Consider the following 24,700-nt stretch of genomic DNA (forward strand, 5'->3'; position numbering starts at 1 on the left):
GGCCCGGCTGGAGACTCTCCGGCCGGGCCACACGCGTCGGAGGGGGTCAGGCGGCGACGGGGGCGGTGGCGGTGGAGGCCACGGCGCCGACGAGCTCGCCCGCCGCGTCGACGACGTCGAGGGCGGCGAGCTGGGGGTCTTCCAGGACGGGGACGAGGTCGGCGAGGACCTGGGCGAACCGGCCGTCGTTCTCGTGGGTCAGCGCGAGGTTCCCCTCCCACAGGGCGGCGCGGATCCGGGCGGGGGTGAGCATGCCGTCCCCGGCGGTCGAGGCGAGGAGCAGCTCGGCGACGCGGCCTTCGAGCCGGGTCGGGTACCAGGCGCCGCTGCGGAAGTCGGCCATGACGTCCTCGACGCAACGGCGGGCCCGCTCGGTGGCGACGGGCTCCAGGAAGAGGCTGGTCTCGGACGGGCCGGTGATCGTGGACACGGTGGTTCCTCTCGGAGGTGTGGACGGGGCTAGTCGAGGCCGGCCGCGGCGCGCAGGGCGGCGGCGCGGTCGGTGCGCTCCCAGGTGAAGTCCGGCAGCTCGCGGCCGAAGTGGCCGTAGGCGGCGGTCTGGGAGTAGATCGGGCGGAGCAGGGCGAGGTCGCGGATGATCGCGGCCGGGCGAAGGTCAAAGACCTCGCCGATGGCGTGCTCGATGAGGTGCAGGGGGATCTCCTCGGTGCCGAAGGTCTCGACGAAGAGGCCGACGGGCTCGGCCTTGCCGATCGCGTAGGCGACCTGGACCTCGCAGCGCGCGGCGAGGCCGGCGGCGACGACGTTCTTGGCGACCCAGCGCATGGCGTAGGCGGCCGAGCGGTCGACCTTGGACGGGTCCTTGCCGGAGAAGGCGCCGCCGCCGTGACGGGCCATGCCGCCGTAGGTATCGATGATGATCTTGCGGCCGGTGAGGCCGGCGTCGCCCATCGGGCCGCCGATCTCGAAGCGCCCGGTCGGGTTCACGAGCAGGCGGTAGCCGTCGGTGTCGAGCTTGATGCCGTCCTCGACGAGCTGCTTCAGCACGTGCTCGACGACGAACTCGCGGATGTCGGGCGCGAGCAGCGACTCCAGGTCGATGTCCGAGGCGTGCTGCGAGGAGACGACGACCGTGTCGAGCCGGACGGCCTTGTCGCCGTCGTACTCGATGGTGACCTGGGTCTTGCCGTCGGGGCGCAGGTACGGGATGGTCCCGTTCTTGCGGACCTCGGTGAGGCGGCGGGAGAGGCGGTGCGCGAGGTGGATCGGCAGCGGCATCAGCTCGGGCGTCTCGTCCGACGCGTAGCCGAACATCAGGCCCTGGTCGCCGGCGCCCTGCTTGTCGAGCTCGTCCTCATCGCCCTCGACCCGGGACTCGTACGCGGTGTCCACACCCTGGGCGATGTCCGGGGACTGGGATCCGATGGACACCGACACGCCGCAGGAGGCGCCGTCGAAGCCCTTCATCGAGGAGTCGTAACCGATCTCCAGGATCTTCTCCCGGACCAGCTGGGCGATCGGCACGTACGCGGATGTGGTGACCTCGCCCGCGACGTGCACGAGACCCGTCGTGATCAGTGTCTCCACCGCCACGCGGGCCGTCGGGTCCTTGTCCAGCAGCGCGTCGAGGATCGTGTCGCTGATCTGGTCGGCGATCTTGTCGGGATGGCCCTCGGTCACCGACTCCGAGGTGAACAGCCGTTTCGTCATGGGGCGCATCAGATCCGCGGCGGCTCCCGCCCGGCAAGCGGACTTGGCCGAGTCACCGAAGCTCCCGCGGATCCTGCGCTGCTTGGCCATCTCAGGCCACCGGGACGGTGACCTTCTCGGCCTCGCGGACGGCGCGTTCGCCGAGGAGAGACCGGTAGAGCAGGATCGCGGCGAGCCCGGCCGTCCCGTACAGCAGCCCCATGGCGAGGGAGGGCACGAACGCGCCCAGGGTGACGCACAGGGCGGCGACGAGAAGGCCGATCCGGGCGTTGAGCGCGTACGCCGCCATGTACTTGGTGCGGGCCTCGGCGTCGATCAGGTCGGCCAGGAGCGCCTGCCGCACCGGGACGCTCGCGATCTCGCCGAAGGTGAGCAGGACCGCCGCGGCGATGAGGATCCAGCCCACGTCGCTCACGGCCCAGACCATGTAGCCGAGGGTGAAGACCGTGATGCCGCCGAACAGCCTCGTGCGCTCGGAGACGCGCGCCAGCAGCGTCTTGGCGACGAGGATGAGGGCGACGACCAGGGCCGCGTTGACGGCCCGCAGGACTCCCAGGATCGCAACGCCGTCGACGTCGACGGTCCAGTCTCCCATCGCCAGGAGTGTCTGCTCCGGGAACTCGCGGGCGAGGCGGACGGCGATGTAGTAGCCGATCTGCATCTCGACGGCCGCGATCAGGGCGGCGGCGACCAGCTGACGCAGGAAGACCCGGTCCCGGGCGACGGCGAGGTAGCCGCGCAGCATCGCGGCGGGTCCGGTCGCCGCCGGCCTGCCATTCGGCGCGGTCTCGCTGATCCAGCGCCACATCACTGCCGTGGTGAGCAGGCACAGGGCGGCCGCGCCGGTCAGCAGCAGGAGGAAGTGGCCGTCGTAGAGGAAGCCGCCGATCAGCGCGCCCGCGGTGAAGGCGAGGTTGATCGACCAGTAGTTGATCGTGTAGACGAGCGGTCGGTTCTCCGGGGTGGAGACGTCGACCATCATCGCGTCGGCGGCCGGGGTGGCCAGCTGTGAGCAGCACGTGTTGAGCAGGAAGAGCACGAACGTGGCGGCGCCGGACGTCCACCAGGGCGAGTTCGCCAGGGCGAGCAGGCCGAAGGTGAGGGTGGCGCCCAGCTCGCCGGCCACCATGACGGGGCGGCGGCCGTAGACGTCGGCGAAGTGTCCGCCGAGGAAGTTGGAGGCGATCCCGGCCGCCGCGACGCAGACGGTCAGGACGCCGGCTACGGCGGGGCCGTACAGGTGCGCCAGGTGGATGACGAGGAGCGGCATCAGCATGACGGACAGCAGCCGCTGGACGAAGCCGACGGCGATCCGCAGCCGGATGTTCGGGTGCAGGGAACCGAGGGTCATCGCAGGCCCCGCGGGACGTGGGTCTCGTCGGCGAGGTGGCCGCCCCTGGCCCAGTGGTCCGGGGCCACGTCGCGAACGATGACGGTCACGGCGTCGTCGGGGCAGCCGGAGACCCGTGTGACGACATCGGTGATGCCCGCCACCAGCTCTCTCCGGGCTTCTCGGTCATTGCCCTGCCACCAGTTGACGGTGATCACCGGCATGTCGGCGGTCCTTTTCTGCAGATGACGGTTCAAGGGCGCGAAGGCGGCGGTTCGAGAATCACCGGAAGGCCTGCGGCCGGGCAAGCGGAGGCCGTGGGAAAAAGACGACTTGAACAAGTCGGCCCGTGCCCTCCTGATGTCTTTTCTCACGTGACGGGAGCGAGTTGGTGAAGTCGTCCCGCAATTCCGTGTGCTGTTGCCGTCGTTTTCCCGCCCGTGATGTGATCGGCGCCGTCCTGCCCGGCCGGTCCCGTCCGACCGCCGGGTTCTTCTCCCGTGCCGGGACGGCGTATCGCGCCCGACGCCCGCGCGGCCCGCCCATCACGGGAGCACAGGTCTCCTGACAGGTTCGGAAGGAATGCCGGTGTCCCTCTTCGACATACGCAGGATCGGCGGAAAGATCGGCGCGGAGGTGACGGGCGTCGACCTCTCCACCGAGTTGTCGGAATCCGTCTTCGGCCAGATCCGCTCGGCGTTCCTGGAGCACAAGGTCCTGTTCTTCCGGGACCAGGACATCAGCGACGCGGACCAGCTCGCCTTCGCCTCGCGGTTCGGGCCGCTCACGCAGACGCACCCGATGATGCGGACGGTCGACGGCACTCCGCAGGTCATCCCGGTCGACGGTGAGGACCAGCGGGCCGACCACTGGCACACCGACATCAGCTTCACGACCACCCCGTCACTGGGCACGACCCTGCGCAGCATGGTGCTGCCCCCGTACGGCGGGGACACGATGGTCGCGAACGCGGCCGCCGGCTACAAGGACCTGCCCGCCGAGCTCCGCGAGATCGCCGACCGGCTCTGGGCCGTGCACACCAACCACGCGGAGCAGCCGCGGCTCGGGACCGAGCGCGGGGACAAGGTCCGCGAGGCGTTCCTGTCCCGCCGGTTCGAGGCGGCCCACCCGGTGGTGCGGGTGCACCCGGAGTCCGGCGAGCCGAGCCTGTTCCTCGGCGGCTTCGCCCAGTGGCTCGTGGGTCTGGAGCCGCGCGAGTCCCGGCCGATCATCGACGTGCTCCAGTCGTACGTGCGGCGGCCGGAGAACACCGCACGCTGGACCTGGCGCCCCGGTGACGTCCTCATCTTCGACAACCGAAACACCCAGCACTACGCCGTCAACGACTACGGGAACCACCAGCGGGTGCTGCACCGGGTGTCGATCACCGGCGACGTGCCCGTCGGCCTCGACGGCAAGCGGAGCTACGCGCTGAGGACGGGCGAATGAGCACGGAGAACGCCCCGTCGCCCGGCCCGGACACGTTCGCCGCGCGACTGCGCGGCCGTGAGCGACTGATCGGCTACTGGATCGCCCTGGACAACCCCGCCGGCACCGAGCGGATAGCCGGTCTCGGCTACGACTACATCGGCGTGGACGGGCAGCACGGCGTGCTGCACCAGCCCGGCTGGCAGGCGGCGATGCTGGCGGTGGACGCCCGCGGCCGCTCCGCCGGCGTCATCCGGGTGCCGTCGCCGGACCCCGTCGCGATCGGAATCGCGCTCGACACGGGGGCGCGCGGCGTCGTCGTCCCGATGGTCGAGAGCGCCGAGCAGGCACGGGCCATGGTGCGGGCCTGTCGGCACCACCCGGCGGGGACGCGCAGCCTCGGCGGGCCCGTCCGGGCCGAGATCCGCGTGGGTTCGGTACCCGCCGAGATCGACGAGCGGGTGGCGTGCGTCGTGATGATCGAGACGGCGGCCGCGCTGGACGACCTGGAGGCCATCTGCGCGACGGAGGGCCTCGACGCGGTGTACGTGGGGCCGGCCGACCTGTCGGCCGCGCTCGGCGCCCGCTGGTTCGGCGACCCGGCAGCCGCCGACGCGCTGGAGGCCGCGCTGGTCCGGATCACGGAGGCCGCCCGCCGGAACGGCATCGCCTGCGGCATCCACGTCCTGGACGGGGAGAGCGCCGCCAAGCGGCTCGCCGAGGGGTTCACCTTCGCCACCGTCTCCAGCGACATCACTCACCTGCAGCAGGTAGCCGCCGCGCATCTGTCGGCGGCCCGGGGCACCGGCCAGGCCTGAGCAGCACCCGACGAGGAGGGGAACCATGACGACAGACCTGGGCACCCGGCCCGCGGGCGCCATCGTGGCGCCGCCGGCCCGGTCGCTGGACGACCTGGTCGGGCGCACGCCGCTGCTGGAGGTCCCGCTGCCGGGGCTGCCGGACTCGGTGCGGCTGCTCGCCAAGGTGGAGATGGCCAATCCGCTCTCCAGCGTGAAGGACCGGGCCGCGCTGTTCATGGTGCGGGCCGCGGAGGAGGCGGGGCTGCTCCCGCCCACCGGGGGCACGGTCATCGAGTGCTCCTCCGGCAGCACCGGGATCTCACTGGCCGCGCTGTGCGCCCGACGGGGCCACCGGTGCATCATCGTGATGCCCGACAACGCCACCGAGGAACGGCGCCTGATCCTCCGTGAGCTGGGTGCCGAGGTGCACCTCGTACCGGCTCAGGACGGTCTCATGGCGGCGTGGGCGTACGCGGAGGACCTCCAGCGCACCCTGCCCGGTTCGTGGGTGCCGCACCAGGACCGCAACCCCGCCAACGCGCGGGCCCACTACGAGACCACGGGCCCGGAGATCTGGGCGGCCACGGAAGGCCGTGTCGACGTCCTGGTGTGCGGGGTCGGCACCGGCGGCACGCTGACGGGAACGGCCCGCTACCTCAGGGAGCGCACCGGCCTGCACGTGGTGGCCGTCGAGCCCGCCCGCAGCGCCGTGATGTCCGGGGGCGAGCCCGGCCCGCACGGCATCCCCGGCATCGGCGCCGGCTACGTCTCGGACATCACCGACCTCTCCCTGGTGGACCAGGTGGTCGCGGTCCCCGACGAGGCCGCGGCCACCACCACCCGGGAGATCACCCGGGCCACCGGCCTCTCCGTCGGCGTCTCCTCGGGGGCCGCCGCCTGGGCGAGCCGCACCGTGGCAGCCGACCCGCGCTGGGCGGGCGCCACGGTCGTCACCGTCTTCCCCGACAGCGGGGAGCGCTATCTCTCGACGGCACGCTGATCCGTCGCCCCCTCACGAAAGACAGGCAGCCATGTGCCGGATCTTCGGCTACTTCAACGCGGTGGCGACGCCGCACGAGATGCGGACCGTCGCCGCCCTTCAGCGACACGGGGGCCCGGACGCCACGGGCATGTCCCTGGCGCCCGGCTGGGGCCTGGGCAACAACCGGCTCGCCGTCGTCGACCTGGACGGCGGCGAGCAGCCGTACGGCCGGGGCGGGCCGGTGCAGGTGGTGTTCAACGGGGAGATCTACAACCACGAGGAACTGCGGCGCCGTCTCGAGGCGCGGGGGCACTCGCTTCCCGACCGCTGCGACGGCTCGGTGCTGCCCGCGCTCTACCTGGAGTACGGCGAGGAGTTCACCGAGCACCTCGACGGCATGTACGCGCTGGCGCTCGTCGACACGCGCGGCGAGGTGCCCCGGCTGCTGCTCGCCACCGACCACATCGGGATGAAGCCGCTGTACCACCGGTGGGACGCGGCGGAGCGGTCCCTGCGCTTCTCCTCCGAGCTGCCGGCGCTGCTCGGCTTCGGCGGGACCGGCGCCCGGGTGCGGGAGTCCGCCCTGGACGCGTACCTGTCGACGCGTACGCCGTTCGGCACGAAGACCATGTACGAGGACGTGGAGGTGCTGGAGCCGGGCACGACGTGGGTGTGCGAGCTGGGCGGCACGCCGCGGGTGCGGCGGCGTGCGGCGGATCTGCCCGGCGCACCCGCCGGCGACGGTTTCACCGCGGCCCGGCGGGTGCGGAACACGCTGCGCTCCGAGGTGGGCCGGCTGCTCGTCGCGGACGTTCCGGTGGCCCTGATCACCTCCGGCGGCCTGGACTCCAGTCTGGTGACGGCGCTCGCGGCCGAACGGGGGCCGGTGCACACGTTCAACATCGCCTACCGGGGCGCCTGGCCGTTCGACGAGCGGCACTTCGCCCGCGAGGTCGCGGAGCGCGCCGGGGCCACGCACCATCAGGTGGAGATCGACCCGGCCGGTTTCCCCGGGCTCCTCGAGGACACGGTGTGGCACCTGGGGCAGCCGAACGCCGACCCGATCGCCCTGAGCACGCTCGCCCTGTTCCGGGCGGTCCGCGACGCCGGCTTCACGGTGGCCCTCACCGGTGACGCCGCGGACGAGGTCTTCGGCGGCTACGAGCGGATGCGGGTCGCCGCCGAGCGCGCCGCCGCGGGCGAGGACTGGTCGCAGGGCTATCTGGACGCCCTGGCGGCGGCGCCCGCCACCCTGCGGGACGACCTGTACACGGAGGAGTACCGGGCCCATGTCGCGACGGATCCGGCGCTGCCCGCGGCGGCCCGGGACGACCTGCTCCACGGCCCCGGCACGGTCCTGGACCGCGTCACCCGCTTCGAGCTGGAGCAGCGCCTGCCGGCCTACCACCTCCGCCGCGTCGACCATCTGAGCATGGCCTCGTCGGTGGAGGCCCGGGTGCCGTTCTGCCAGCGGTCGGTCGTGGCCCTGGGGCGGGGGCTCGCCGACCACCAGCGGATCCAGGGCGGTCAGGTCAAGCGGACCCTGTACGCGGCGGCGGCCGGGCTGCTGCCGGATCGGGTGCTGTCCCGTCCCAAGCAGCCGTTCACCCTGCCGGTGACGGCGATGCTGCGGCCCGGCACCTCGCTGTGGGAGTACGCCCGGGACCTGCTGGCGGCGGGCCGGGTCTCGGCCGCCGGGCGGCTGAACGGAGGCGCGGTCGACGCCCTGTTCGACGCACAGGCCGCGCGGCCCGACGACACCGCGTCGCTGGCCCTGTGGGCGCTGCTCGTGCACGAGGTGTGGGAGGAGCAGTTCCGGCATCCGGTGCGGCGCCTCGATGTGGCGGGGGTCCCGGCGGGCGTGGCGAGACCCCTGGTGGTGGCGGCGTGATCGGTCACCTCGCGTACGCGTCGGGCAGCCCCTGCCCGACGTTCGTGCTGGACGCCGCGCGGCTCCCGCGGGACGAGGGCGATCTGCTCGCGCACCTCGCCGAGGCCCGCCGGTACCTGGTCGACGCGGGCGGGGCCCATGTGCTGAAGATCGCGCTGGTGGAGCCGTCCGCGCATCCGATGTTCGACCTCGACTACCGCTTCGTGCAGGCCCTTCCGGGTGCTCCGGACCGGTTCGACCTGCGCGGTTCGTGCGGTCACTCGATCCTGTCGGCGGTGGTCGCCGCCTCGCGTTCGGGGATGCTGCCCCGGCTGGTGCCGGGGGCGCGGATCCGGGTGCAGGTCCTCAACAACGGGGACAGCGTGGTGTGCGAGGTCGATCGGGTCGAGCGGGACGGGGCCGGTTTCACCGTCACCTTCGTCCAGGCCTCCCCGGTGCCCTTCGGGGATCTGCTGCCCGCCGGCCGGCCCCGAACCGCTCTGGAAGCGGACGGCGGGCGGGTGGACGTCTCACTCGTCAACAGCGCCAACGCGTACGCGTTCGTGGACGCCCGGGCCCTCGGAGTGCCGGACCAGACCGCCCTGTTCGCCGCGGGCGACGAGCTGCTCGGTCGGCTGGAGTCCATCCGGGGCGCTGCCGCCGACCGGCTCGGATGGCCCCGCGGCGGCGCCTTCCCCAAGATCGCCGCCTTGCTGCCGTCCGAGGACGGCGGGATCGCGGCCCGCGCCGTGACGGTGCCGCGCTGGCATCCGTCGATCGCCCTGACGGGTGTCGTCTGCCTCGGCACGGCGGTGCGGATCCCCGGCACCGTGCCCTGGAGCATCGCCCGGGAGAACGGGGCCGGCACCGGTCCGGTCGACATCGCCACTCCCGGCGGACGGACGGCCGTCACCGCGGTCACCACGCTCCCCGGGAGCGCCGGAGACGGGGGCGCCCTGCTGTGGGCGACCGTCGCGCGCAAGCACGTCACCTTCCAGGGGTCGTTCGTCCTGGCGCCCCTGAGCCATCTGCAATTCGAGGAGGTCGCCCAATGTCTGGCTCTGTCGGGGGCGGCATGAGGCCGCTGCTGACGGCTGGGCTGCGTGCCCGGCTGTCCGAATCCGCCGGCAAGACCGATGACGTCGGCGAGCCGGACCGCGAGGTGCTGGCGGCGCTGCGGGAGAGCGGCGTGCTCGGTACGGCCGTTCCGGTCCGCCACGGCGGCTCCGGCGGGGACGCCGCGGCGGTCAACCGTGTCGTCGAGGAGGTCGCCGAGGTCAACCCGTCGGTGGCCATCATCGTGTTCCAGCACTTCGCCGTGAGCGCCCGGATCGCCGAGTGGGGGACCGAGGAGCAGCGGGAGCGGTGGCTTCCTCGGCTGGCCGACGGCACGTGGCTCGCGGCGTCCGCGTGGAGCGAGACGGGAGCGGGGGCGGCCAAGCGGAACCTGGCCAGCGGCGGCGAGCGCCTCGCGGACGGCCGTTGGCGGCTGGACGGATCGAAGACGTTCACGACCGGGGCCGGGGTCGCCGACCTGTATCTGGTCCTGGTGCAGACGGCGCGCCCGGTCGACACCGGGACGGGCTACGGGGCGGACGGGCAGACGTTCTTCCTGGTCGAGGCCGACAACCCCAGGCTCGTACCGGATCTCGGTCTGGACCTCGCCGGAATGCGCGGCTCGGCGACCGGGCTGATCGCCCTGGACGGTTGTGTCGTCACGGACGAGGACCGGCTCGGTCCGGCCGGGGCGGCCGCGTCGATCATCGCGGGGGTCCGGGAGTCGGGTGCCAGCCTCGGCGCGGTGTCCGTCGGCATCGCCCAGGCCGCGTTCGACCTGGCCGTCCGTCACGCTAAGGGGCACGGTCTGCTGGACCTGCCCGGGGTGCGGCACCGGCTGGTGGACCTGGCGACCCGCGTCGAGACGGCACGGGCCGTCGTGGCCGCGGCCGGTGCGCGGGCGTCGGCCGCTCCGGGGCTGACCACGCTGCACAGCAAGCTCCACGCGAGCGTGGCCGCCGAGGAGATCTGCCTCGACGTGGCGCGGACGCTCGGTTCGGCCGGGTACCGGGAGGGCGCCGTGATCGGACGACTGCTCGCCGACGCGCGCGGCATCGCGTTCATGGGACCGACGAACGACCTGTGCCGGGATCTGGTGGCGGCGTCGTGGACCGGCTGACCCCCGTGCCCGACCTCGTGGTCAGCGGCCGCAGACTGGTGACGCCGCACGGGGTGCGCCCGGGCCATGTGCTCGTCGCCGACGGGCGGATCGTCGCGGTGTCCGACAGCGACACGGCGCCGGCCTCGGCGGAGCGCGTCGACGCCCGGGACCACTACGTGCTGCCGGGGCTCATCGACTCGCACGTGCACTTCCGCACGCCCGGCCTGACGTACAAGGAGGACTGGGAGCACGCCACCCGGGCCGCGGTCCGCGGCGGTGTCACGACCGTCCTCGACATGCCGAACACGGTCCCGCCGACGCTGGATCCGGAGGCGGTGCTCGACAAGGCCCGCTTGGTGGAGGGGCGTTCGCTGGTGGACCTACGGTTCCACATCGGTCTCGACCCGGCGCGTCCCGAACTCCTCGCGGACCTCGATCCGGCGGTGGCGACGAGCGCCAAGGTGTTCATGGCGGGCCATCACACGGCCCCCACCGTGGTCCGCGATCCGGCGGCGCTGGAGAAGGCGTTCGCCGCGGCCGCCGAAGGAGGGGTGCAGCTCGTGCTGCACGCCGAGGACGACGGACTCTTCGCGCTGCTCGACGCCTGGTGGGGCGAGCCGGGCCATTACCGGGAGTACGAGGAACGGCGTCCCCGTACCGGTGGCATCGTCGCGGTCGCCAAGGTGATCGAGCTGGTGAGGCGGTACGGCACGCGGGCGCACATCCTGCACCTGTCGAGCGCCGAGGAGGCCGATCTGGTGTGCGCGGCTCGGGCCGCCGGGTACCCGGTCACCTTCGAGGTCACCGGCCACCATCTGTCGTTCACGGACAGCGACACCTGCCGTCTGGGCGCCCGGACGCGGCTGTCGCCGTCGATCCGGGGACAGGCCGACCAGGACCGTCTGTGGCGGGCCTTGGCGGAGGGTCAGCTGACCACGCTGGGCAGTGACCACGCACCGCACACCGTCGCCGAGAAGACGCGCTCGGTCGCCGCCTCGCCGCCGGGGCTGCCCGGCGTGCAGGAGCTGGCCGTCGCCGTGTGGACGGGGATGCGCCGCAGGTGGCCCTCGGAGAACCCGGACACTGCCGTGGTCCGTCTGGTGCGGCATCTGGCGCAGGCGCCGGCCGAGCTGTTCCGGCTTCCGGGCAAGGGTCGGATCGAGGCGGGCGCCGACGCCGATCTGGTCGTCTTCGCGCCCGACACGCCCTGGATGCTGTCGGCGCACGACGTGGAGAGCAAATGCGGCTGGTCGGCCTACGAGGGCTGGACGTTCTCCGGCCGGGTCGAGCGCACCCTGCGTGCGGGCCGCACGGTGTGGGACGCCGCCTCGGGCACCTTCGGCGCGTACGACGGCCGTCTCCTGACGGCCGCGGGCAGCACACGGACCGCGGCGCTCGCCGCCCGGGAGGGATGACATGGCCAGAAAGCGGTCTGTGGTGGTGGCGGGCGGCGGGATCGGGGGCCTCGCGGCGGCTGCGGGGATGGCCTCGCGCGGCCTCGACGTGACGGTCGTCGAGCGGGCGGGGCGCATCGGGGGCGGCGGCTCGGGGCTCGTGATCTACCCGAACGGGGTGCGGGCCGCGGAGGCACTGAGTCCGCGGATCAGTGCCCGGCTGCGGGAGGTCGGGCATCTGACCCGGCCCGACGAGGTGCGGTTGTTGATGAGCGCGGACGGGACCGTGCTCACGGAGGAGCCGATCGGCGCGGTCGGCGGCGGTCCGGACGTGGCGCAGATCCCTGTGCTGCGGTCCCGGCTGCACCGGATGCTGCTCGACGAGGCGTCCGCCGCCGGGGCCTCCGTCCGGCTGGCGACGGCGGTGACGGACTACGTCACGCACCCCGGCCACGTCACCGCACGGCTGTCCGACGGTGACGAGATCGACTGCGACGCGCTGGTCGGCGCCGACGGCATCCATTCGGCGATCCGGTCACGGATGCTGGGCGACGGGCCTCCCACGTACCGCGGCTACACCTCGGTCCGCGGCCGTACCACCGGCTCCGCTCTCGGGCAGCGCGGGTGCGTCGTCAACGGCAGGGGCATCCAGCTGTTCGTCGCCCCCGTGGGCGAGGACACCCTGTACTGGACCGCCAAGGTCACCGCACCGGCGGGGACGTGGCCCGCCCTGGGCCCGGCCGGTGCCCGGCAGGCGCTGCTCGACGCCTTGGAGGGCTGGTTCGAGCCGGTCGTCGCCCTGGTGCGGGACGCGAACCCCGAGGAGGTCGTCGTCACCGACATCCACGACCGCGACCCCGCCCCTCGCTGGGTGGACGGCCGGGTGGCGCTGCTGGGTGACGCCGCCCATCCGATGGTCCCGGCCCTCGGTCAGGGCGCCAACATGGCACTGGAGGACGCCGCCGTCCTCGCCGAGGCGCTCGCTTCGGACGCCCCGGTGTCCGAGGCGCTGGCCGCGTACGCCCGCGAGCGGGTGGACCGCGCCGGGTCCGTGGTCCTCGCCTCACGCCGTCAAGGCTCCCTCGACCAGGGCGCCGACCGGGACGGGGAGGAGCGTCGCAACGCGCACTTCAAGTCCGCCGGACGCAAGGACGCGGAGATCGCCGACGTCCTGGCCTGGCGGCCGGGCCCCCGGCGCCCGGAAGGTGTCACCGCCCCGCCGGCCATCGTCAGAACCGACAGAGGGGACACTTCCGTGGGGGCACCACGCATCGTCGTGATCAGCGGATCGCTGCGCCCGGGATCCACCTGCGACCGCGTCGCGGCGTGGTGCGCCGAACGGAGCGCCGAACAGGGCGCTTCCGTAAGGGTGTTCACCGGATCCGAGATCGACTTCCCGGCGTATCGGCCGGGTCTGGCCGAGACGCACGCGGCCGTGGCCGGCTTCCTGGGCGAGCTGCGCGCCTCCGACGGCGTGATCCTCGTGTCGCCGACGTACCACGCGACCGTGTCGGGGCTGCTGAAGAACGCCCTCGACTACGTCAACGACATCGGAGGGCCGGTGCCGTACCTGGAGGGGCGGGCGATCGGCACGGTGGCCGTGGGCGCGGGCGCCCAGGGCGCGGTGTCGACCCTGACCACGCTGCGCACGGTCGGCCACGCGCTGCGCGGCTGGCCCACACCGGTGGGCGTGGCCGTCGCGACCGCTCCGGAGGAGCCCGCGGCGGACGGCACGGGGCTCGCTCCCGACGCGGCCCGGCTCGTCGAGATGGTGTCCCAGGTGGTCTGGCTGGGCGGGGCGCGCGCCGCCCGTCCGGCCCGGCCCGCCGTCCTGGGTGCCGTGGCCTGAGGCCCGTCCGCCGTCCCTCATCCCCGAGAAAACCCACCACCGAGCGTGCGAGGAGCACGTCGGAGAACGGAGAGAGCCCATGTCCGCGTCGACTCCCGAGTACCACGTCCTGCCCGTCGCTCTGGGCCCCGTGTGGCGTGACGCCAACATCCGGTCCGGTCCGTCGCTGGACAGCCCCGTCATCGATCTGGTGTTCCCGGACGCCTCCGTCGGCTACGAGGCCGAGGGCTGGTCGCCCGGCGACGAGGTCGTCGAGGACCAGCACCGGGACGGGGTCATCACGAGCTCGGTCTGGTTCCGGCTGTCCACCGGAGGCTGGTCCAGCGCGGTGAACTTCGAGCCGCCGACGGTGGAGGGGCTCCTCGCGGGGGCCGTCGCGGTCGCCCCTCATCCGGTGCGCTCGGCGGCGTCATAGCAGTTCAGAAGATGCGGCCCAGTCCGCCGCGCTGAAAGCATCTTCCCAGAGCAGAGGCCGGACGGCCTCCGTCTTCTCCGCGCGGGCCGTCGCCCGCCCGACGAAAAAAGGGAGTGCCTACGTGGCTACCGCGCTCAGCACCGAGATCCAGGAGCTCATCGTCCAGGAGACCGGCGTCGCCGCTCCGAGCACCGACGACGCGACCGCGTTCGAGGCCTGGCTCGACGGGATCAAGGACTCGCACGAGGAGCTCTACGCCGGCGTCGCCGCCGAGATCGAGGGCTTCGTCATGGGCAAGGTCATCTGACCCTCCCTTCGGCGCAGTGATTCCGCCGGCCGGTCACCGGGTCCCCCGGAACCGGCCGGCTGATCGCGTGGGGGCGGGTGCCACACGCGGAGTGGAACGGGAACAACGAGGGGGGTCCGACGGGTGCGCTGGACGACGCTGCTGTTCGACGAGGCCGATCTGGGCGGACTGTCCCGGCTGAGTCCGGAGGCCCTGCTGGGCGGCGCGGGCGACACGCTGGAGCGGCGGTTCGATCCGCGTGAGCTCTACCGCCGCTGGGAACGCCAGCAGTGGCTCGCCTCGGACGTCGACCTGGAGCGGGACCGCCACCACTGGAACAACCTGCTCAGCCCCGGCACGCGGGACTCCCTGTCGGCGTTCGTCACCAGCTTCCTGATAGGCGAGTACACGGGTCTGGACCTGATGAGTCCGGTCCTCGCCGCCTGCCCGGACGAGGAGTACCTCGTCTATCTGGCCACCCAGGCCGCCGACGAGGCCCGGCACACCGTGTTCGTCAGCCGCCTCGCCGAAGAGCTCCTCGGACTCGACGAAGGCCTGCGGAAGCAGCTGATCACGTCCTGGTCGACGCTGAGCCCGGCCAACCGTGCCGTGCACACCCTGGAGAACACGGTCCTGCGCGAGCTGAACGCCTCGCCGCACGACTACGCGCTGTGGCTGCGGGCCGTGACGTTCTTCCATCTGGTCACCGAAGGCGTCCTGGCCCTGCACGGTCAGCGCGGACTGGTCCGGAGCCTCCAGCGCATCCCTCTGCTGCCCGGGATGCGCGCCGGATTCACGGCCATGACCCGGGACGAGTCCCGGCACGTCAGCTTCGGCCTCCACGCACTGCGCCGCGGCGCGAAGGAGGGCTACGCGCAGGCGATCAACGACGTGCTCGAGACGGCCATGCCCCTCGCGGCCGTCGTCGGCATCTCCCCCGGCACCACCCCGCAGCGCGCCGCCGCGGCGGCAGCCTCCGCGCGCGACCTGCTCGCGACGATCGCCGTGCGCCTCCGGCAGCTCGACCTTCCCCAAGACTTCGCCGAGCACGTGCTCGGCGCGTGCAGGGCGGCGCAGCACGCCGCCCTGCACACCCCCGTGGCCGCCGCCCAGAACAGGTGAGGGACATGACCGACGACACCCAGACCACCAAGGCGGCCGACGGGAGCTTCGCCCGGGTCCTGCGCAGTCCGGGGGCCCTGCGCCTGGTCGGCTCGCTGTTCGTCCTGGAGACCGGCTCCGCGATGACGACGGTGGGCCTGCCGCTGCTGGTGATGCAGCGGTACGGGCTCGGCCTGGAGGTCGGGTTCACGCTCGCCGCCCGGTTCCTTCCCAACATCCTGCTGGGTGCGCTCGCCGGCCAGATCGTCGACCGCAACGACCCGCGCCGCGTGGCGATGCTCGCCGCCCTCGGCAGCGGGATCGCCGCCCTCCTCTTCCCGTTCACCACCGCGATGTGGCAGATCCAGCTCCTGGCCCTGGCCATCGGCGTCGGCTACATGTTCGGTTTCCCCGCCACCATGGCGCTGCGCCCGCAGGTGATTCCCGAGGGCAGCGAACTGGAGGGCAACGGGCTGATCGTGACGGCGGAGCGGGTGCCCAAACTGCTCGGGCCGGCGCTCGCCGGACCGATCGCCGCCGCCGCCGGGATCGGCTGGCTCTTCTGCGCCGAGGCCGCGACCGCGCTGGCCGCGGCCGCCCTGCTGACCGGCCTGCCCCGGACGGCGAAGAGCGCCGACCGGGGCGGCGCGGCGGAGACCGCGCGCCCAGGAGGCGGCGCGGACCGCAGGGGCCCCGTCGCCGCCGTGGGCCGCTGGATCGCCGCCTGGGCCCGGTCCCTGGCGACCGGGGCGCGCGACCTGGTGCGGATGGTGCGCGGCGACGGGCGGCTCTCCTCGCTGACGGTGACGGCGTTCACGTACATGGTGGCGCTGGGGCTCGGCCGTACCTTCCTCGCGGCGTACTCGCTGCGGGACTTCGCCTCGGTCCCCGCGATGCTCGGCTACCTGCTCGCGGCGATGGGGCTCGGCGGCGCGGCCGGCGCGCTGGCCGCCGCCGCGTTCCGCCGCTGGAACCAGGGCTGGGTGTACATCCTGGGCAACGCCCTGGAGGGACTGTGCTGGATCGCGCTGGTCGCGACCGGTGAGTGGTACCTCGCGCTCGGCCTGCTGTTCGCGGCGGGCGTCTTCGAGTCGATCGCCTCCGTCGTGTACTTCGCCGAGGTGCAGAAGCGACTGCCGGCCGGCCTCCAGGGCAGGTACTACGCCACGCTCGTGCCGCTCTCCGACGTCTTCCTGGTCGCGGGCACCGTCCTCGGCGGTGTCCTCGTCGCCCGGGCGGGCGTCTCCTGGAGCGCTGCCCTGGTGGGCCTCGCAATGGCCGTGCCGGTCCTGGTTCTGGTCACCCGTCTCGTGCCGGAGCGGCCGACCGCCGCCTCCGTGGAGGCGCCGGAGGCAGAGGCACCGGAGGAGAAGGAGGATCCCCGGGCCACCGGTCCGAGCCTGGAGCAGGAGGCGCTCCGGACCGCCGGAACGACGGACCGGGGCGAGGAGCCTTCCTCCGGCGGGACCGCCCCCTGCGCCGGAGAGCTCCGGGACGCCGAGCGGACTCCGGCGTGACTGACGGCGACTTCCCCTACCTGAGCCCCTCGCTCGACGCCGTCGAGGGCATCGCCCACGCGCGGATCTCCTGCTGGGTGCACTGCCTGCGCGACAGCCTGTACGCCGTGGGGTTCCGGGACACCGCCCGGGCGCTCGCCCAGCCGGTCAACTTCGCCGTCGAGCGCACCGCCGACGGGGAACTCCTCACCCTGTACGGCGGCCTGGACACCGAGTACCACGAGCCCCGCTTCCAGCGGGGCGTCACCGCGCGCTGGGAGACCTCCCCGGACTCCCCCGGGGAGTCCCTCGACCTCGTGGCGCGTGAACTGGCCCGAGGCCATGCCGTCCCCGTCTCTCCGGACCTCTCCGGGATGCGCCACTCCGAGTTCTACCGGGTGCCGTGGTTCGGCTACCCGCACACCTTCCTCGTCCACGGCCTCGGCCCGGACACGGTGCGCGCCGCCGACCGCAACACCCGCAGGAGCGCCGGCTTCACGGACAACCGGGGCGTCGTTCCCGCCGAGGAGCTGCGCCGGGGCCTCGCGGGGGCACCGGTGCTGGTGTGGGACACCGGGGCGCCCATCGTGGACTGGGCGGAGGAACGGCACGCGCTGCTGTCCCGGTCGGTGCGGTACATGACCGAACCGGAGTCGCCGGACGAGGGTCTGGCGGGGCTGGGCACGCTGCCCGAGGTCCTCGCGGGGCTGGAGGACCACCCGAACCGGTCGTCGGTCCTGCGCATGCGGGTGTCGGGACCGCTGCAGCGGCAGGTCGCCGGAGACCGCCAGCTGCTGGCGGCGGTCCTCGACGGGGACGCCGCCCCGGGTGCCCGGGAGGCGGCGGAGCTGCTGAGGGCCTCCTCCGACGGCTTCGTGGAGCTGGCCCGGCTGGTCTTCCTGCTCGGCCGCTCCTGGTCCGCCGAGACGCTCGGGCTGTGCCGCGAGCGCGCGGGGCGACTCCACGATCTGGACGCTCGGGCCGTGGAGCGCCTCGTCGCCCTCCTGTGAGCGGGACCGCTCAGGCCAGGGCGGCCGCGTTCGAGAAACCGCCCATGTAGTAGTCGACGGTGGGCCGTTCGCTGCAGACCGTGGTGACGCCTTGCCGCAGGAGTTCCTGGCAGAGGGCCATGTCCTCGGTGGTCTCCAGGATGCGCTGCCACGCGGTGTACTCGGTGGGGAAGGGGATCCGTCCGTGGGTCTCGCGGCGCACGAGCAGTTCGTTGGTGTCGACCCGGCTCAGGATCTTCCCGTCGACCACGCGCATCGCGTCGCGGACGACGGAGGAGCCGGGCACGAAGACGCCCTGGGCGGCGAGTGACCGGTAGGACGCGGCCCGCTGACGGGCGATCGGGTGCCACGGGTCCTCGCCGTCCGGCACGAAGTCGGCGCCGGCGTGGGTGAGCAGGCGGCGCCAGCTGTGGGCCACCTCGGCGCCGGGGGTGCGCCGCAGCAGCTCCACGAGGGAGCTCAGGTGGTCGGGGGCGTAGGCGTTGTCGTCGTCGAGGTGGGCGACGTACGGGGTCACAGCGAGGGAGACGCCGAGGTTGCGCAGGTAGGCGAGCCGGGCCGGCAGGTAGTCGCGGGGCATCAGCGGGTGGTCGGCCGGCTCGACGTTGACGAACCGGGCGCGCGGGAACTCGACCTCCAGGGTCCGGCGGATGACCTCGTCCCCGAGGAACGGGCAGTCGTCGCCGACCACGACGTGGGCGGCGGTCACGCCCTCCTGGGCGGCGACCGAGCGCAGGGCCCGCTCCAGCAGAGCGGGCCGTCCCTTGGTGGGGGTGACGACGGTGACGGTCATGGGTTCTCTCCTCGTGGGACGCGCGGTTCAGCCGTGGGCGGCGGACAGCACCAGCGAGGCGTTGTTCCCGCTGAAGCCGAAGCTGTTGACCAGGACGTGTTCGGCCGTGACGGCCCGGCGCGGCCTGGCGACCGCCGTGACGCCGTCGGGCAGGGGCGCCGGGTGGCGCAGCCCGGGGGTCCCGGGGATCCACGCCTCGCGCAGGAAGCCGGCCGCCGCCACGAGGCCGGGGAAGGCCGAGGCATGCAGCAGGTGTCCGACGGCGCCCTTGTGGGAGCTCATGGGCAGGGGCGTGGTCGCGCCGAGTCCGCGGGCGATCTCGGAGACGGCCTCGGCCTCGGCGGCGTCGCCCTGCACGGTTCCGGTGGCGTGCGCGTGGACGTAGTCGACGCGATGGACACCGGCGTCGTCGAGCGCGGCACGCATGCAGTCCCGGATGGCTGCGGGGGAAGAGGCGACCGCCTGGGAGGTGTCGACCAGGCAGGCGGCGCCGGAGAGCCAGGCCTCGGGCCGGTGGCCCCGGGCGAGGGCGGCCGGGGCGGTCTCCAGGACGAACGCGCCGCCGCCCTCGCCGACGGTGATGCCGTCCCGGTCGGCGTCGAAGGGCCGGGCGCCGTGCGGGCTGAGCGTCTTGACGACGTCCATGCTGGCGTACTCGTATCGGTTGAGCGCGGCGGCCCCGACGACGAGCGCGGTGGTGCTCAGGCCGGACAGCAGCCAGTCGCGGGCGAACGAGGCGGCGAAGGCCGCTGAGGCGCAGGCGTGGGAGAGGTGGACGACGGTCGTGCTGCGGGCGCCGGCCCGGCAGGCGGCGAGCAGGGCCTCCGGGCGCGGACCGGCGAAGTCACCGGTGCGGTCGGCCTCCGGGTCGGTCAGCGCGGGGGTCTGCGAGACGACGACGAGCAGGGAGCCGTCGGGGAGGCCGGGCAGGTCGGCCGCGCCGAGCGCCTGGCGGGCGGCGGTGGTCGCGAGCGTCTCCTTGCGCCGGCCGGCCGGGGTGGGGCAGGCGCCGGTGGGCACGGCGGCCACCACGCGGCTGCGGAACTCCCCTTCGAGTCGGCACAGTTCTCCGAAGGACCGGCGGCCGTCCAGGAGCCCCCGCCAGAACGCGGCCGGGGTGGCGCCGAGGGGGCTGACGAGTCCGGTGCCGGCGAGGGCGACGGCGGTCACGCGGCGGCCGCCGTCGCGTCCGAGGCCCAGGCGCGCAGCCGGACCCGGTCGTACTTCCCGCTGCCGGTGCGGGGGAGCTCGGGCACCACCCTGACCGCGCGGGGGCGGGCGTGCGGGGGAAGGCGGCGGCGGCAGGCCTCGGCCACCCGGCCGGCCAGCGCCGTCCCGTCGCTGTCCGGGCTCTCCACGAAGGCCCATACGGTGTCGCCCCGGTCGCCGCGCCGGACGCCGACGACGGCGACGTCCGTGACGCCGTCGGCGGCCCGCACGGCGTCCTCGACGACGGTGGGGGCGACGGTCTCGCCGTGGACGACGAGCACCTCCTTGATGCGTCCGCCGACGGTGAGGCGGCCGTCGGGGGTGATCGTGCCGGTGTCCCCGGTGCGCAGCCATCCGTCGGCGGTGAACGCCCCGCGGTCGAGGCCGCCGGTGGCCGGGTCGAGGTAGCCGAGCATCAGGCTCGGGCTCGCGATCTGTATCTCGCGCTCCGGTCCGGCGAGCCGGGCCCGGACCCCGTCGAGGAGTCTGCCGACCGTGCCGGGCCGCACGTCGCCGGGGGCGTTGAGCGCGACGTTCGGCCCGGCCTCGCTCAGGCCGTACCCGTCGTGCAGGGGTGCTCCGGTGACTTCGAGGAAGTCGTCGTAGAGCGCGGGGGTGAGGACGTCGCCGCCGCAGCCCCGGATGCGCAGGGACGCGAGGAGCCGGGCCGCACCGGGGTCGCGCGCGGCCTCGGTGGCGAGCAGCCGGTACATGGTGGGCACGCCGTCCAGGGAGGTGATGCCCTCGGTGGCGAGCCGGGCGAGCGTGCCGCGCGGGTGGAAGCCCGATTCGGCGTACAGGCGGGCGCCGGTGGTGCGCCACACGCTCAGCACGCTGTATCCGTAGGCGTGCCGCAGGGGCAGCGGGAGGAGCAGCCGGTCCTCAGCCGTGACCCGCATGCGGGCGGCGGTGGCGCGGCCCTGGTGGGCGAGGGCGGCGGCGGAGACGGCGACCGCCTTCGGGTCGCCGGAGCTGCCGGAGGTCCAGAAGACGGCGGCGGTCTCCTCGGGGAGGACGAGCGGGCGGCCGGCGGCACGTGTGACGACGGGTTCCCCGGTGCCGGTGGCGTGGACGACGGCGGCCGGGGCGACACGGCGGGCGGGCGCGGCGCCGTCGAGCAGCAGCGGAGCCCCGGTCCGCTCGGCGGCGAGCGCGGCGACGACGGCGGTCAGGGGGTGGTCGCAGGCGAGGGCGGCGGCGCGCCCGGGTCCGGCTCCGGCCGCGTCGAGTGCGCGCGCGGCGCGGTCCACGAGGCGGGCCAGGTGGCCGGGCGGGACGTGCTCCCCGTCGACGGCCAGCGGGGGCGGCCCGGTGGGCCCGGAGCGGGGGCTCACGCGTCGGTCCCGTTGGCCGGGGCGGTGTCGAAGACGCGGCGCACGCCCACGGGGACGTCGTCGTCACGGACCGGCACGGTGATGACGGTGGTACGGCCCTCGGCGTGGGCCTCGGCGGCGGCGTCGAGGGCGGCGGCGAGTTCGGCTGCGGTGGTGCAGCGCGCGGTGTGGCCGCCGAGCGCGCGGACGACGGCGTCGGTGTGCGAGGGGGCGGTGAAGTGAGTGAGCTCGTCCGGCGCCTCCTCCTCTGCCCGGACGAACCGGGGCCAGCCGTAGCCGCGGTTGTCCAGGACCAGGACGGTCAGACCCAGGTTCAGCTCGGCGGCGGTGGGCAGGGCGGCGAGGCCCATCTCGAAGGCGCCGTCGCCGCAGACGAGAACGGTCCTGCGGGAGCGGTCGGCCAGGGCCGCGCCGACGGCCGCGGGGAGGCCGAACCCGACCATGGTCTGCTCGCCGGGGGTGATGACGCGGGCCCGGGCGCCGACGGACACCACCGGATGGTGGTATCCCCACATGTCGTGGAGCCCGTTCTCCTGGACGAGGGTGGCGTCGCGGGTCACCGAGCGTTGGAGCAGCCGCAGCGCCTCGGGGACGGTCAGTTCCGGTCCGTCCGCGGCGGCGGGGGCGTGGCGGGCGCGCATCTCCTCGCGTACGTCGGCGATCGCGGCGCGGCGGGCGGCGCCGGCCACGGTCGCGGCCGGCGGGTCGCCCTCCAGGGCCGCGGCGAGCTGGCCGGCCACGAGGGCGGCGTCGCCGAGCAGCGCGACCTCCGGCTCCAGGGCGGTGAGGAAGACGGCCGGGTCGACGTCGACGTGCACGAGCCGCTTCTCGTCGAGGCCGTCCCAGCCCATGCGGGCGGTCTCCTCCAGACGGGAGCCGATCGCGAGCACGACGTCGGCGTCGGCGAGCAGGCGGTCCGCCGGGGGCGTGGTGTAGAGGCCGACCAGGCCGCAGGCCAGCGGGTGTTCCTCGTCGAGGACGCCGCGTCCCGCAGCCGTGGTGAAGACGGGCGCCCCCAGGAGTTCGGCCAGGCGGCGCACGGCGGCGCCGGCGCCCGCGGGCTTGCAGCCGCCGCCGGCGACGACGACCGGCAGCCGGGCCTCCGCCAGCAGGGCCGCGGCGCGGCGCACCTCCTCGGCGTCGGCGGCGAAGCGCAGGCGGCGTACCGGCGGGGCGGGCCGAGGCTCGGGGGCCGGGGCCCGCAGCACCTCGTCGGCGATCTCCACGAGGACCACACCCGGGGCGCCGTTGACCGCGAGGTGGACGGCCCGTCGCAGCGCCCAGGTCAGCTGGCGCGGATCCTCCACCAGGAAGTTCCACTTGGTGAGCGGCCCGGCCATGGCCGCCTGATCGGTGTGCTGGAAGCCGCCCCGTCCGATACCGAGGGCCGGTACGCGGGTGGTGACGACGACGACGGGAGCGCCCAGCGAGGAGGCTTCCAGCAGACCGGTGAGGGAGTTGGCGAAGCTGGGGCCGGAGTTGACGGCGAGGACGGCGGGTCGGCCGGAGACGGCCGCGTGCCCGACGGCCGCGCAGGCGCCCGCCCGCTGGTCGCGGACCCCGAGCACTCGCAGCCCCGGCACCGCGCGGGCGGCGTCCATCAGGCCCGGCTCGTCGGAGGGCAGCCCGACGACGACGTCGCATCCGGCGTCCGCGAGGGTCGCGGCGGCGACGTGCCAGGGGTGGGTCTCGGTGGTCGCGCTCACGGCAGCTGCTCCTCGGCGGGTTCGGGGGACGACGGGCGGACGGTCGCGCGCATGACTGCGCTGCGGCGGCTGGTGTCGGGATCGAGCCCGTGGGAGGGACCGTCGGCCGGGGCCGGCGGGTGGCCCCCGGCCTCGGTGGACCGGTGGCCGGTTTGGTCCGCCGGCTCCCGGTGGACGCGGGTTGCGACGGCCCAGAAGGCGCCGGTGTCGGCGCGCCGGAGGACCTCGCACAGGTAGACGGAGGGGGCCCGGCCCGATTCGACGAGGCCACGGGCGAAGCGGAGGGCCGCGGAGCCGTCGCCGTCGGGTTCGGCGATCGCGTATCCGGGGCCCTGCCAGCCGGTGAGGGCGGTGAACCGCTGGAGGAGACCGGAGGCTTCGAGGGCGACGGAGTCCGAGGGGCGCAGCCGGCGGGTGGGGTCGTCGCAGCGGGCCGCGAACGCGTCGGCGGCCCGTACGCAGTAGTCGGTGGCGGCGAGGACGACCGGCACGGCGCCGGGGGAGGAGGCGTTCCAGTGGAGCGCGGCGAGGGCCTCGCCCACCGCGTCGACGGCCTCCGGTTCGGCGAGGAGGCGGCGGGAGCCGGTGGCGGGCGGGGGCGGCGGATCACCGGGGGAACGCCCACGGACGACGGGGGTGCCCAGGACGGCCCTCACGATCCTGTCCGGGTGCCGGCCTCGGCGGACAGCAGCAGGGGGCGGCCGGTGGCCGTGCCGCGGCGGCGAACGCTGCCGGCCCGAGGGCCGTAGCCGCCGAACGGCCGGTTGCCGTCCTCGGCGTCGAAGGTGATGCGCTCGTGGCAGACGACGCTGGTCCCGATGCGCGCGGCTCCGGCGAAGGCGGGCTCCCCGAAGACCTGGACGTACATGCCTCGGGCGGTCTCCTCGGGGGAGGTCAGCCAGCCGGTGAGCTGCCCGGGGTCGTCGTACTCCATGACGCAGACGACGGGGGAGAAGAACTCCGGCGGGTGGAACGCGTCCTGCCAGGGCAGGTGCAGCAGGGTGGGTTCGACGACGTGCCGTGCCGCGTCGACGGATCCGCCCCGGACGGTGAACGCGCGGTGCTCCGCGAGGAACCCGGCCGCGTCCTCCACGGCGTCGGGGTAGACGAGAGGTGCGACCCGGGTGCCGGGGTCGCGGCGGTCGCCGACGCGGATTCCGGAGAGCGCGTCGGCGAGCCGGGGCACGACCTCGCCCACGAGCGAGCGGTGGACCAGGACGATGTCGGTGCAGAGGCAGTCCTGCCCCGAGTTGTAGAGCCGGGCGTCCAGCACGGTGGGGGTGACGGCCTCGGGGTCGGCCCCGGGTCCGACGACCAGCGGGTTGGGGCCGGAGCCGAAGGTGAGCAGGAGGGAGTCCTCGGGGAGGTGCGCGGCGACGGCCTCGCCGTTGTCCGGTTGTCCGGTGAAGACGACGGCGTCGGAGCGAGCGCAGTCGGCGAGGAACTCCCGCTGCGAGGTGGGCGCCATGATGATCCGTCCGGCGCCCAGACCGCGCAGCTGCGGTCCGAGGATCTCGTGCACGGCCATGGCCGCGGGCGCGACCCGTGCCGAGGGCCGGATGCGAACCTCATCGGTGTACAGCGAGGGGATCACGCCGAAGAGGACGTACGAGTAGAGCAGGTTGTTCGACGGCAGGAACGTCGCCAGGCGGCCGAGCCGGTCGGGGGAATTGCGCAGAAGTTCCCACGGGGCGCCGGAGAGGGCACGCATCGACCGGAACAATTCGTCCGTGGCGGCCTCCGAGGTGGCGACGCGGGTGAGCACGGAGTGCAATGCGTCACGGTTCCGCAGAAGCGCGTCGACAATACCCGGGACGATCGTTTCGGTGGCGGCGGGCAGGTGTCTCGTCGGGTACGCCGGCCGGTCC

General features: G+C 74.0%; 23 protein-coding genes. 13 read left to right on the forward strand and 10 right to left on the reverse strand.

Annotated elements, in window-relative coordinates:
* Positions 1-46: 46 nt before the first annotated feature.
* The 4 genes from ACFYXU_RS35860 to ACFYXU_RS35875 all read right to left on the reverse strand — a co-directional run bounded on the left by ACFYXU_RS35860 (position 47) and on the right by ACFYXU_RS35875 (position 3,225).
* Positions 47-430, reverse strand: a complete 384-nt coding sequence (locus ACFYXU_RS35860) for a hypothetical protein (protein WP_389461805.1) — start codon at positions 428-430, stop codon at positions 47-49.
* A 29-nt stretch (positions 431-459) separates the two neighbouring features.
* A complete protein-coding gene (gene metK, locus ACFYXU_RS35865; protein WP_389461807.1) occupies positions 460-1,671 on the reverse strand; it encodes a methionine adenosyltransferase in 1,212 nt (403 codons plus the stop codon).
* A 91-nt stretch (positions 1,672-1,762) separates the two neighbouring features.
* Positions 1,763-3,022 carry an MFS transporter gene (locus ACFYXU_RS35870; protein WP_361404907.1) on the reverse strand — a complete coding sequence of 420 codons (1,260 nt, stop codon included), beginning with the start codon at positions 3,020-3,022 and terminating at the stop codon, positions 1,763-1,765.
* On the reverse strand, positions 3,019-3,225 hold the full coding sequence (locus ACFYXU_RS35875; protein ID WP_361404904.1) for a 4-oxalocrotonate tautomerase family protein: 207 nt from the start codon (positions 3,223-3,225) through the stop codon (positions 3,019-3,021). The genes ACFYXU_RS35870 and ACFYXU_RS35875 overlap by 4 nt, the downstream gene beginning before the upstream one ends.
* Before the next feature lie 364 nt (positions 3,226-3,589).
* Between ACFYXU_RS35875 and ACFYXU_RS35880 the strand changes: the two genes are divergently transcribed.
* From ACFYXU_RS35880 to ACFYXU_RS35940, 13 genes are all read left to right on the forward strand, one after another.
* On the forward strand, positions 3,590-4,450 hold the full coding sequence (locus ACFYXU_RS35880; RefSeq protein WP_389461810.1) for a TauD/TfdA dioxygenase family protein: 861 nt from the start codon (positions 3,590-3,592) through the stop codon (positions 4,448-4,450).
* Positions 4,447-5,247 carry an HpcH/HpaI aldolase/citrate lyase family protein gene (locus ACFYXU_RS35885; RefSeq protein ID WP_389461812.1) on the forward strand — a complete coding sequence of 267 codons (801 nt, stop codon included), beginning with the start codon at positions 4,447-4,449 and terminating at the stop codon, positions 5,245-5,247. Before ACFYXU_RS35880 ends, ACFYXU_RS35885 begins: the two co-directional genes overlap by 4 nt.
* Before the next feature lie 25 nt (positions 5,248-5,272).
* Complete coding sequence (locus ACFYXU_RS35890; protein ID WP_389461814.1) at positions 5,273-6,229, forward strand: PLP-dependent cysteine synthase family protein; 957 nt, start codon at positions 5,273-5,275, stop codon at positions 6,227-6,229.
* A 31-nt stretch (positions 6,230-6,260) separates the two neighbouring features.
* Positions 6,261-8,102, forward strand: a complete 1,842-nt coding sequence (gene asnB, locus ACFYXU_RS35895; RefSeq protein WP_389461816.1) for an asparagine synthase (glutamine-hydrolyzing) — start codon at positions 6,261-6,263, stop codon at positions 8,100-8,102.
* Complete coding sequence (locus tag ACFYXU_RS35900; protein ID WP_389461818.1) at positions 8,099-9,160, forward strand: PrpF domain-containing protein; 1,062 nt, start codon at positions 8,099-8,101, stop codon at positions 9,158-9,160. Before asnB ends, ACFYXU_RS35900 begins: the two co-directional genes overlap by 4 nt.
* The gene (locus tag ACFYXU_RS35905) at positions 9,157-10,257 is read left to right on the forward strand and encodes an acyl-CoA dehydrogenase family protein (protein WP_389462058.1); all 1,101 of its coding nucleotides are present in this window, start codon (positions 9,157-9,159) and stop codon (positions 10,255-10,257) included. Before ACFYXU_RS35900 ends, ACFYXU_RS35905 begins: the two co-directional genes overlap by 4 nt.
* Positions 10,245-11,654 (forward strand): dihydroorotase family protein, encoded by a 1,410-nt coding sequence (locus ACFYXU_RS35910; protein WP_389461820.1) that lies wholly within the window; start codon positions 10,245-10,247, stop codon positions 11,652-11,654. The genes ACFYXU_RS35905 and ACFYXU_RS35910 overlap by 13 nt, the downstream gene beginning before the upstream one ends.
* A 1-nt stretch (position 11,655) precedes the next feature.
* Positions 11,656-13,482 (forward strand): NAD(P)H-dependent oxidoreductase, encoded by a 1,827-nt coding sequence (locus tag ACFYXU_RS35915; protein ID WP_389461822.1) that lies wholly within the window; start codon positions 11,656-11,658, stop codon positions 13,480-13,482.
* A gap of 79 nt (positions 13,483-13,561) precedes the next feature.
* Positions 13,562-13,897 carry a hypothetical protein gene (locus tag ACFYXU_RS35920; RefSeq protein ID WP_389461824.1) on the forward strand — a complete coding sequence of 112 codons (336 nt, stop codon included), beginning with the start codon at positions 13,562-13,564 and terminating at the stop codon, positions 13,895-13,897.
* A gap of 121 nt (positions 13,898-14,018) precedes the next feature.
* Complete coding sequence (locus ACFYXU_RS35925; protein WP_361404876.1) at positions 14,019-14,204, forward strand: hypothetical protein; 186 nt, start codon at positions 14,019-14,021, stop codon at positions 14,202-14,204.
* A 123-nt stretch (positions 14,205-14,327) separates the two neighbouring features.
* Entirely contained in the window at positions 14,328-15,305 is a 978-nt protein-coding gene (locus ACFYXU_RS35930) for a ribonucleotide-diphosphate reductase subunit beta (protein WP_389461826.1), read from the forward strand.
* Between the two features lie 5 nt (positions 15,306-15,310).
* Complete coding sequence (locus ACFYXU_RS35935) at positions 15,311-16,801, forward strand: MFS transporter (RefSeq protein ID WP_389461828.1); 1,491 nt, start codon at positions 15,311-15,313, stop codon at positions 16,799-16,801.
* Positions 16,798-17,790 (forward strand): hypothetical protein, encoded by a 993-nt coding sequence (locus ACFYXU_RS35940; RefSeq protein WP_389461830.1) that lies wholly within the window; start codon positions 16,798-16,800, stop codon positions 17,788-17,790. Before ACFYXU_RS35935 ends, ACFYXU_RS35940 begins: the two co-directional genes overlap by 4 nt.
* 10 nt (positions 17,791-17,800) lie before the next feature.
* Here the strand turns inward: ACFYXU_RS35940 and ACFYXU_RS35945 are convergent, their stop codons facing one another.
* The 6 genes from ACFYXU_RS35945 to ACFYXU_RS35970 are packed head-to-tail and all read right to left on the reverse strand — an operon-like array spanning position 17,801 to position 24,597.
* A complete protein-coding gene (locus ACFYXU_RS35945) occupies positions 17,801-18,583 on the reverse strand; it encodes a glycosyltransferase family A protein (protein WP_389461832.1) in 783 nt (260 codons plus the stop codon).
* A 27-nt stretch (positions 18,584-18,610) separates the two neighbouring features.
* Positions 18,611-19,753: a beta-ketoacyl synthase N-terminal-like domain-containing protein gene (locus ACFYXU_RS35950; RefSeq protein ID WP_389461834.1), complete on the reverse strand. Its 1,143-nt coding sequence runs from the start codon at positions 19,751-19,753 to the stop codon at positions 18,611-18,613.
* Positions 19,750-21,126 (reverse strand): class I adenylate-forming enzyme family protein, encoded by a 1,377-nt coding sequence (locus ACFYXU_RS35955; RefSeq protein ID WP_389461836.1) that lies wholly within the window; start codon positions 21,124-21,126, stop codon positions 19,750-19,752. The genes ACFYXU_RS35950 and ACFYXU_RS35955 overlap by 4 nt, the downstream gene beginning before the upstream one ends.
* Entirely contained in the window at positions 21,123-22,832 is a 1,710-nt protein-coding gene (locus tag ACFYXU_RS35960) for a thiamine pyrophosphate-binding protein (RefSeq protein ID WP_389461838.1), read from the reverse strand. The genes ACFYXU_RS35955 and ACFYXU_RS35960 overlap by 4 nt, the downstream gene beginning before the upstream one ends.
* Positions 22,829-23,488: a hypothetical protein gene (locus ACFYXU_RS35965; protein WP_389461840.1), complete on the reverse strand. Its 660-nt coding sequence runs from the start codon at positions 23,486-23,488 to the stop codon at positions 22,829-22,831. Before ACFYXU_RS35965 ends, ACFYXU_RS35960 begins: the two co-directional genes overlap by 4 nt.
* Entirely contained in the window at positions 23,485-24,597 is a 1,113-nt protein-coding gene (locus tag ACFYXU_RS35970) for an aldehyde dehydrogenase family protein (protein ID WP_389462060.1), read from the reverse strand. The genes ACFYXU_RS35965 and ACFYXU_RS35970 overlap by 4 nt, the downstream gene beginning before the upstream one ends.
* Positions 24,598-24,700 lie beyond the last annotated feature (103 nt).

It is taken from the genome of Streptomyces sp. NPDC002232, from assembly GCF_042890295.1.
In the GTDB taxonomy this organism is placed as follows: domain Bacteria; phylum Actinomycetota; class Actinomycetes; order Streptomycetales; family Streptomycetaceae; genus Streptomyces.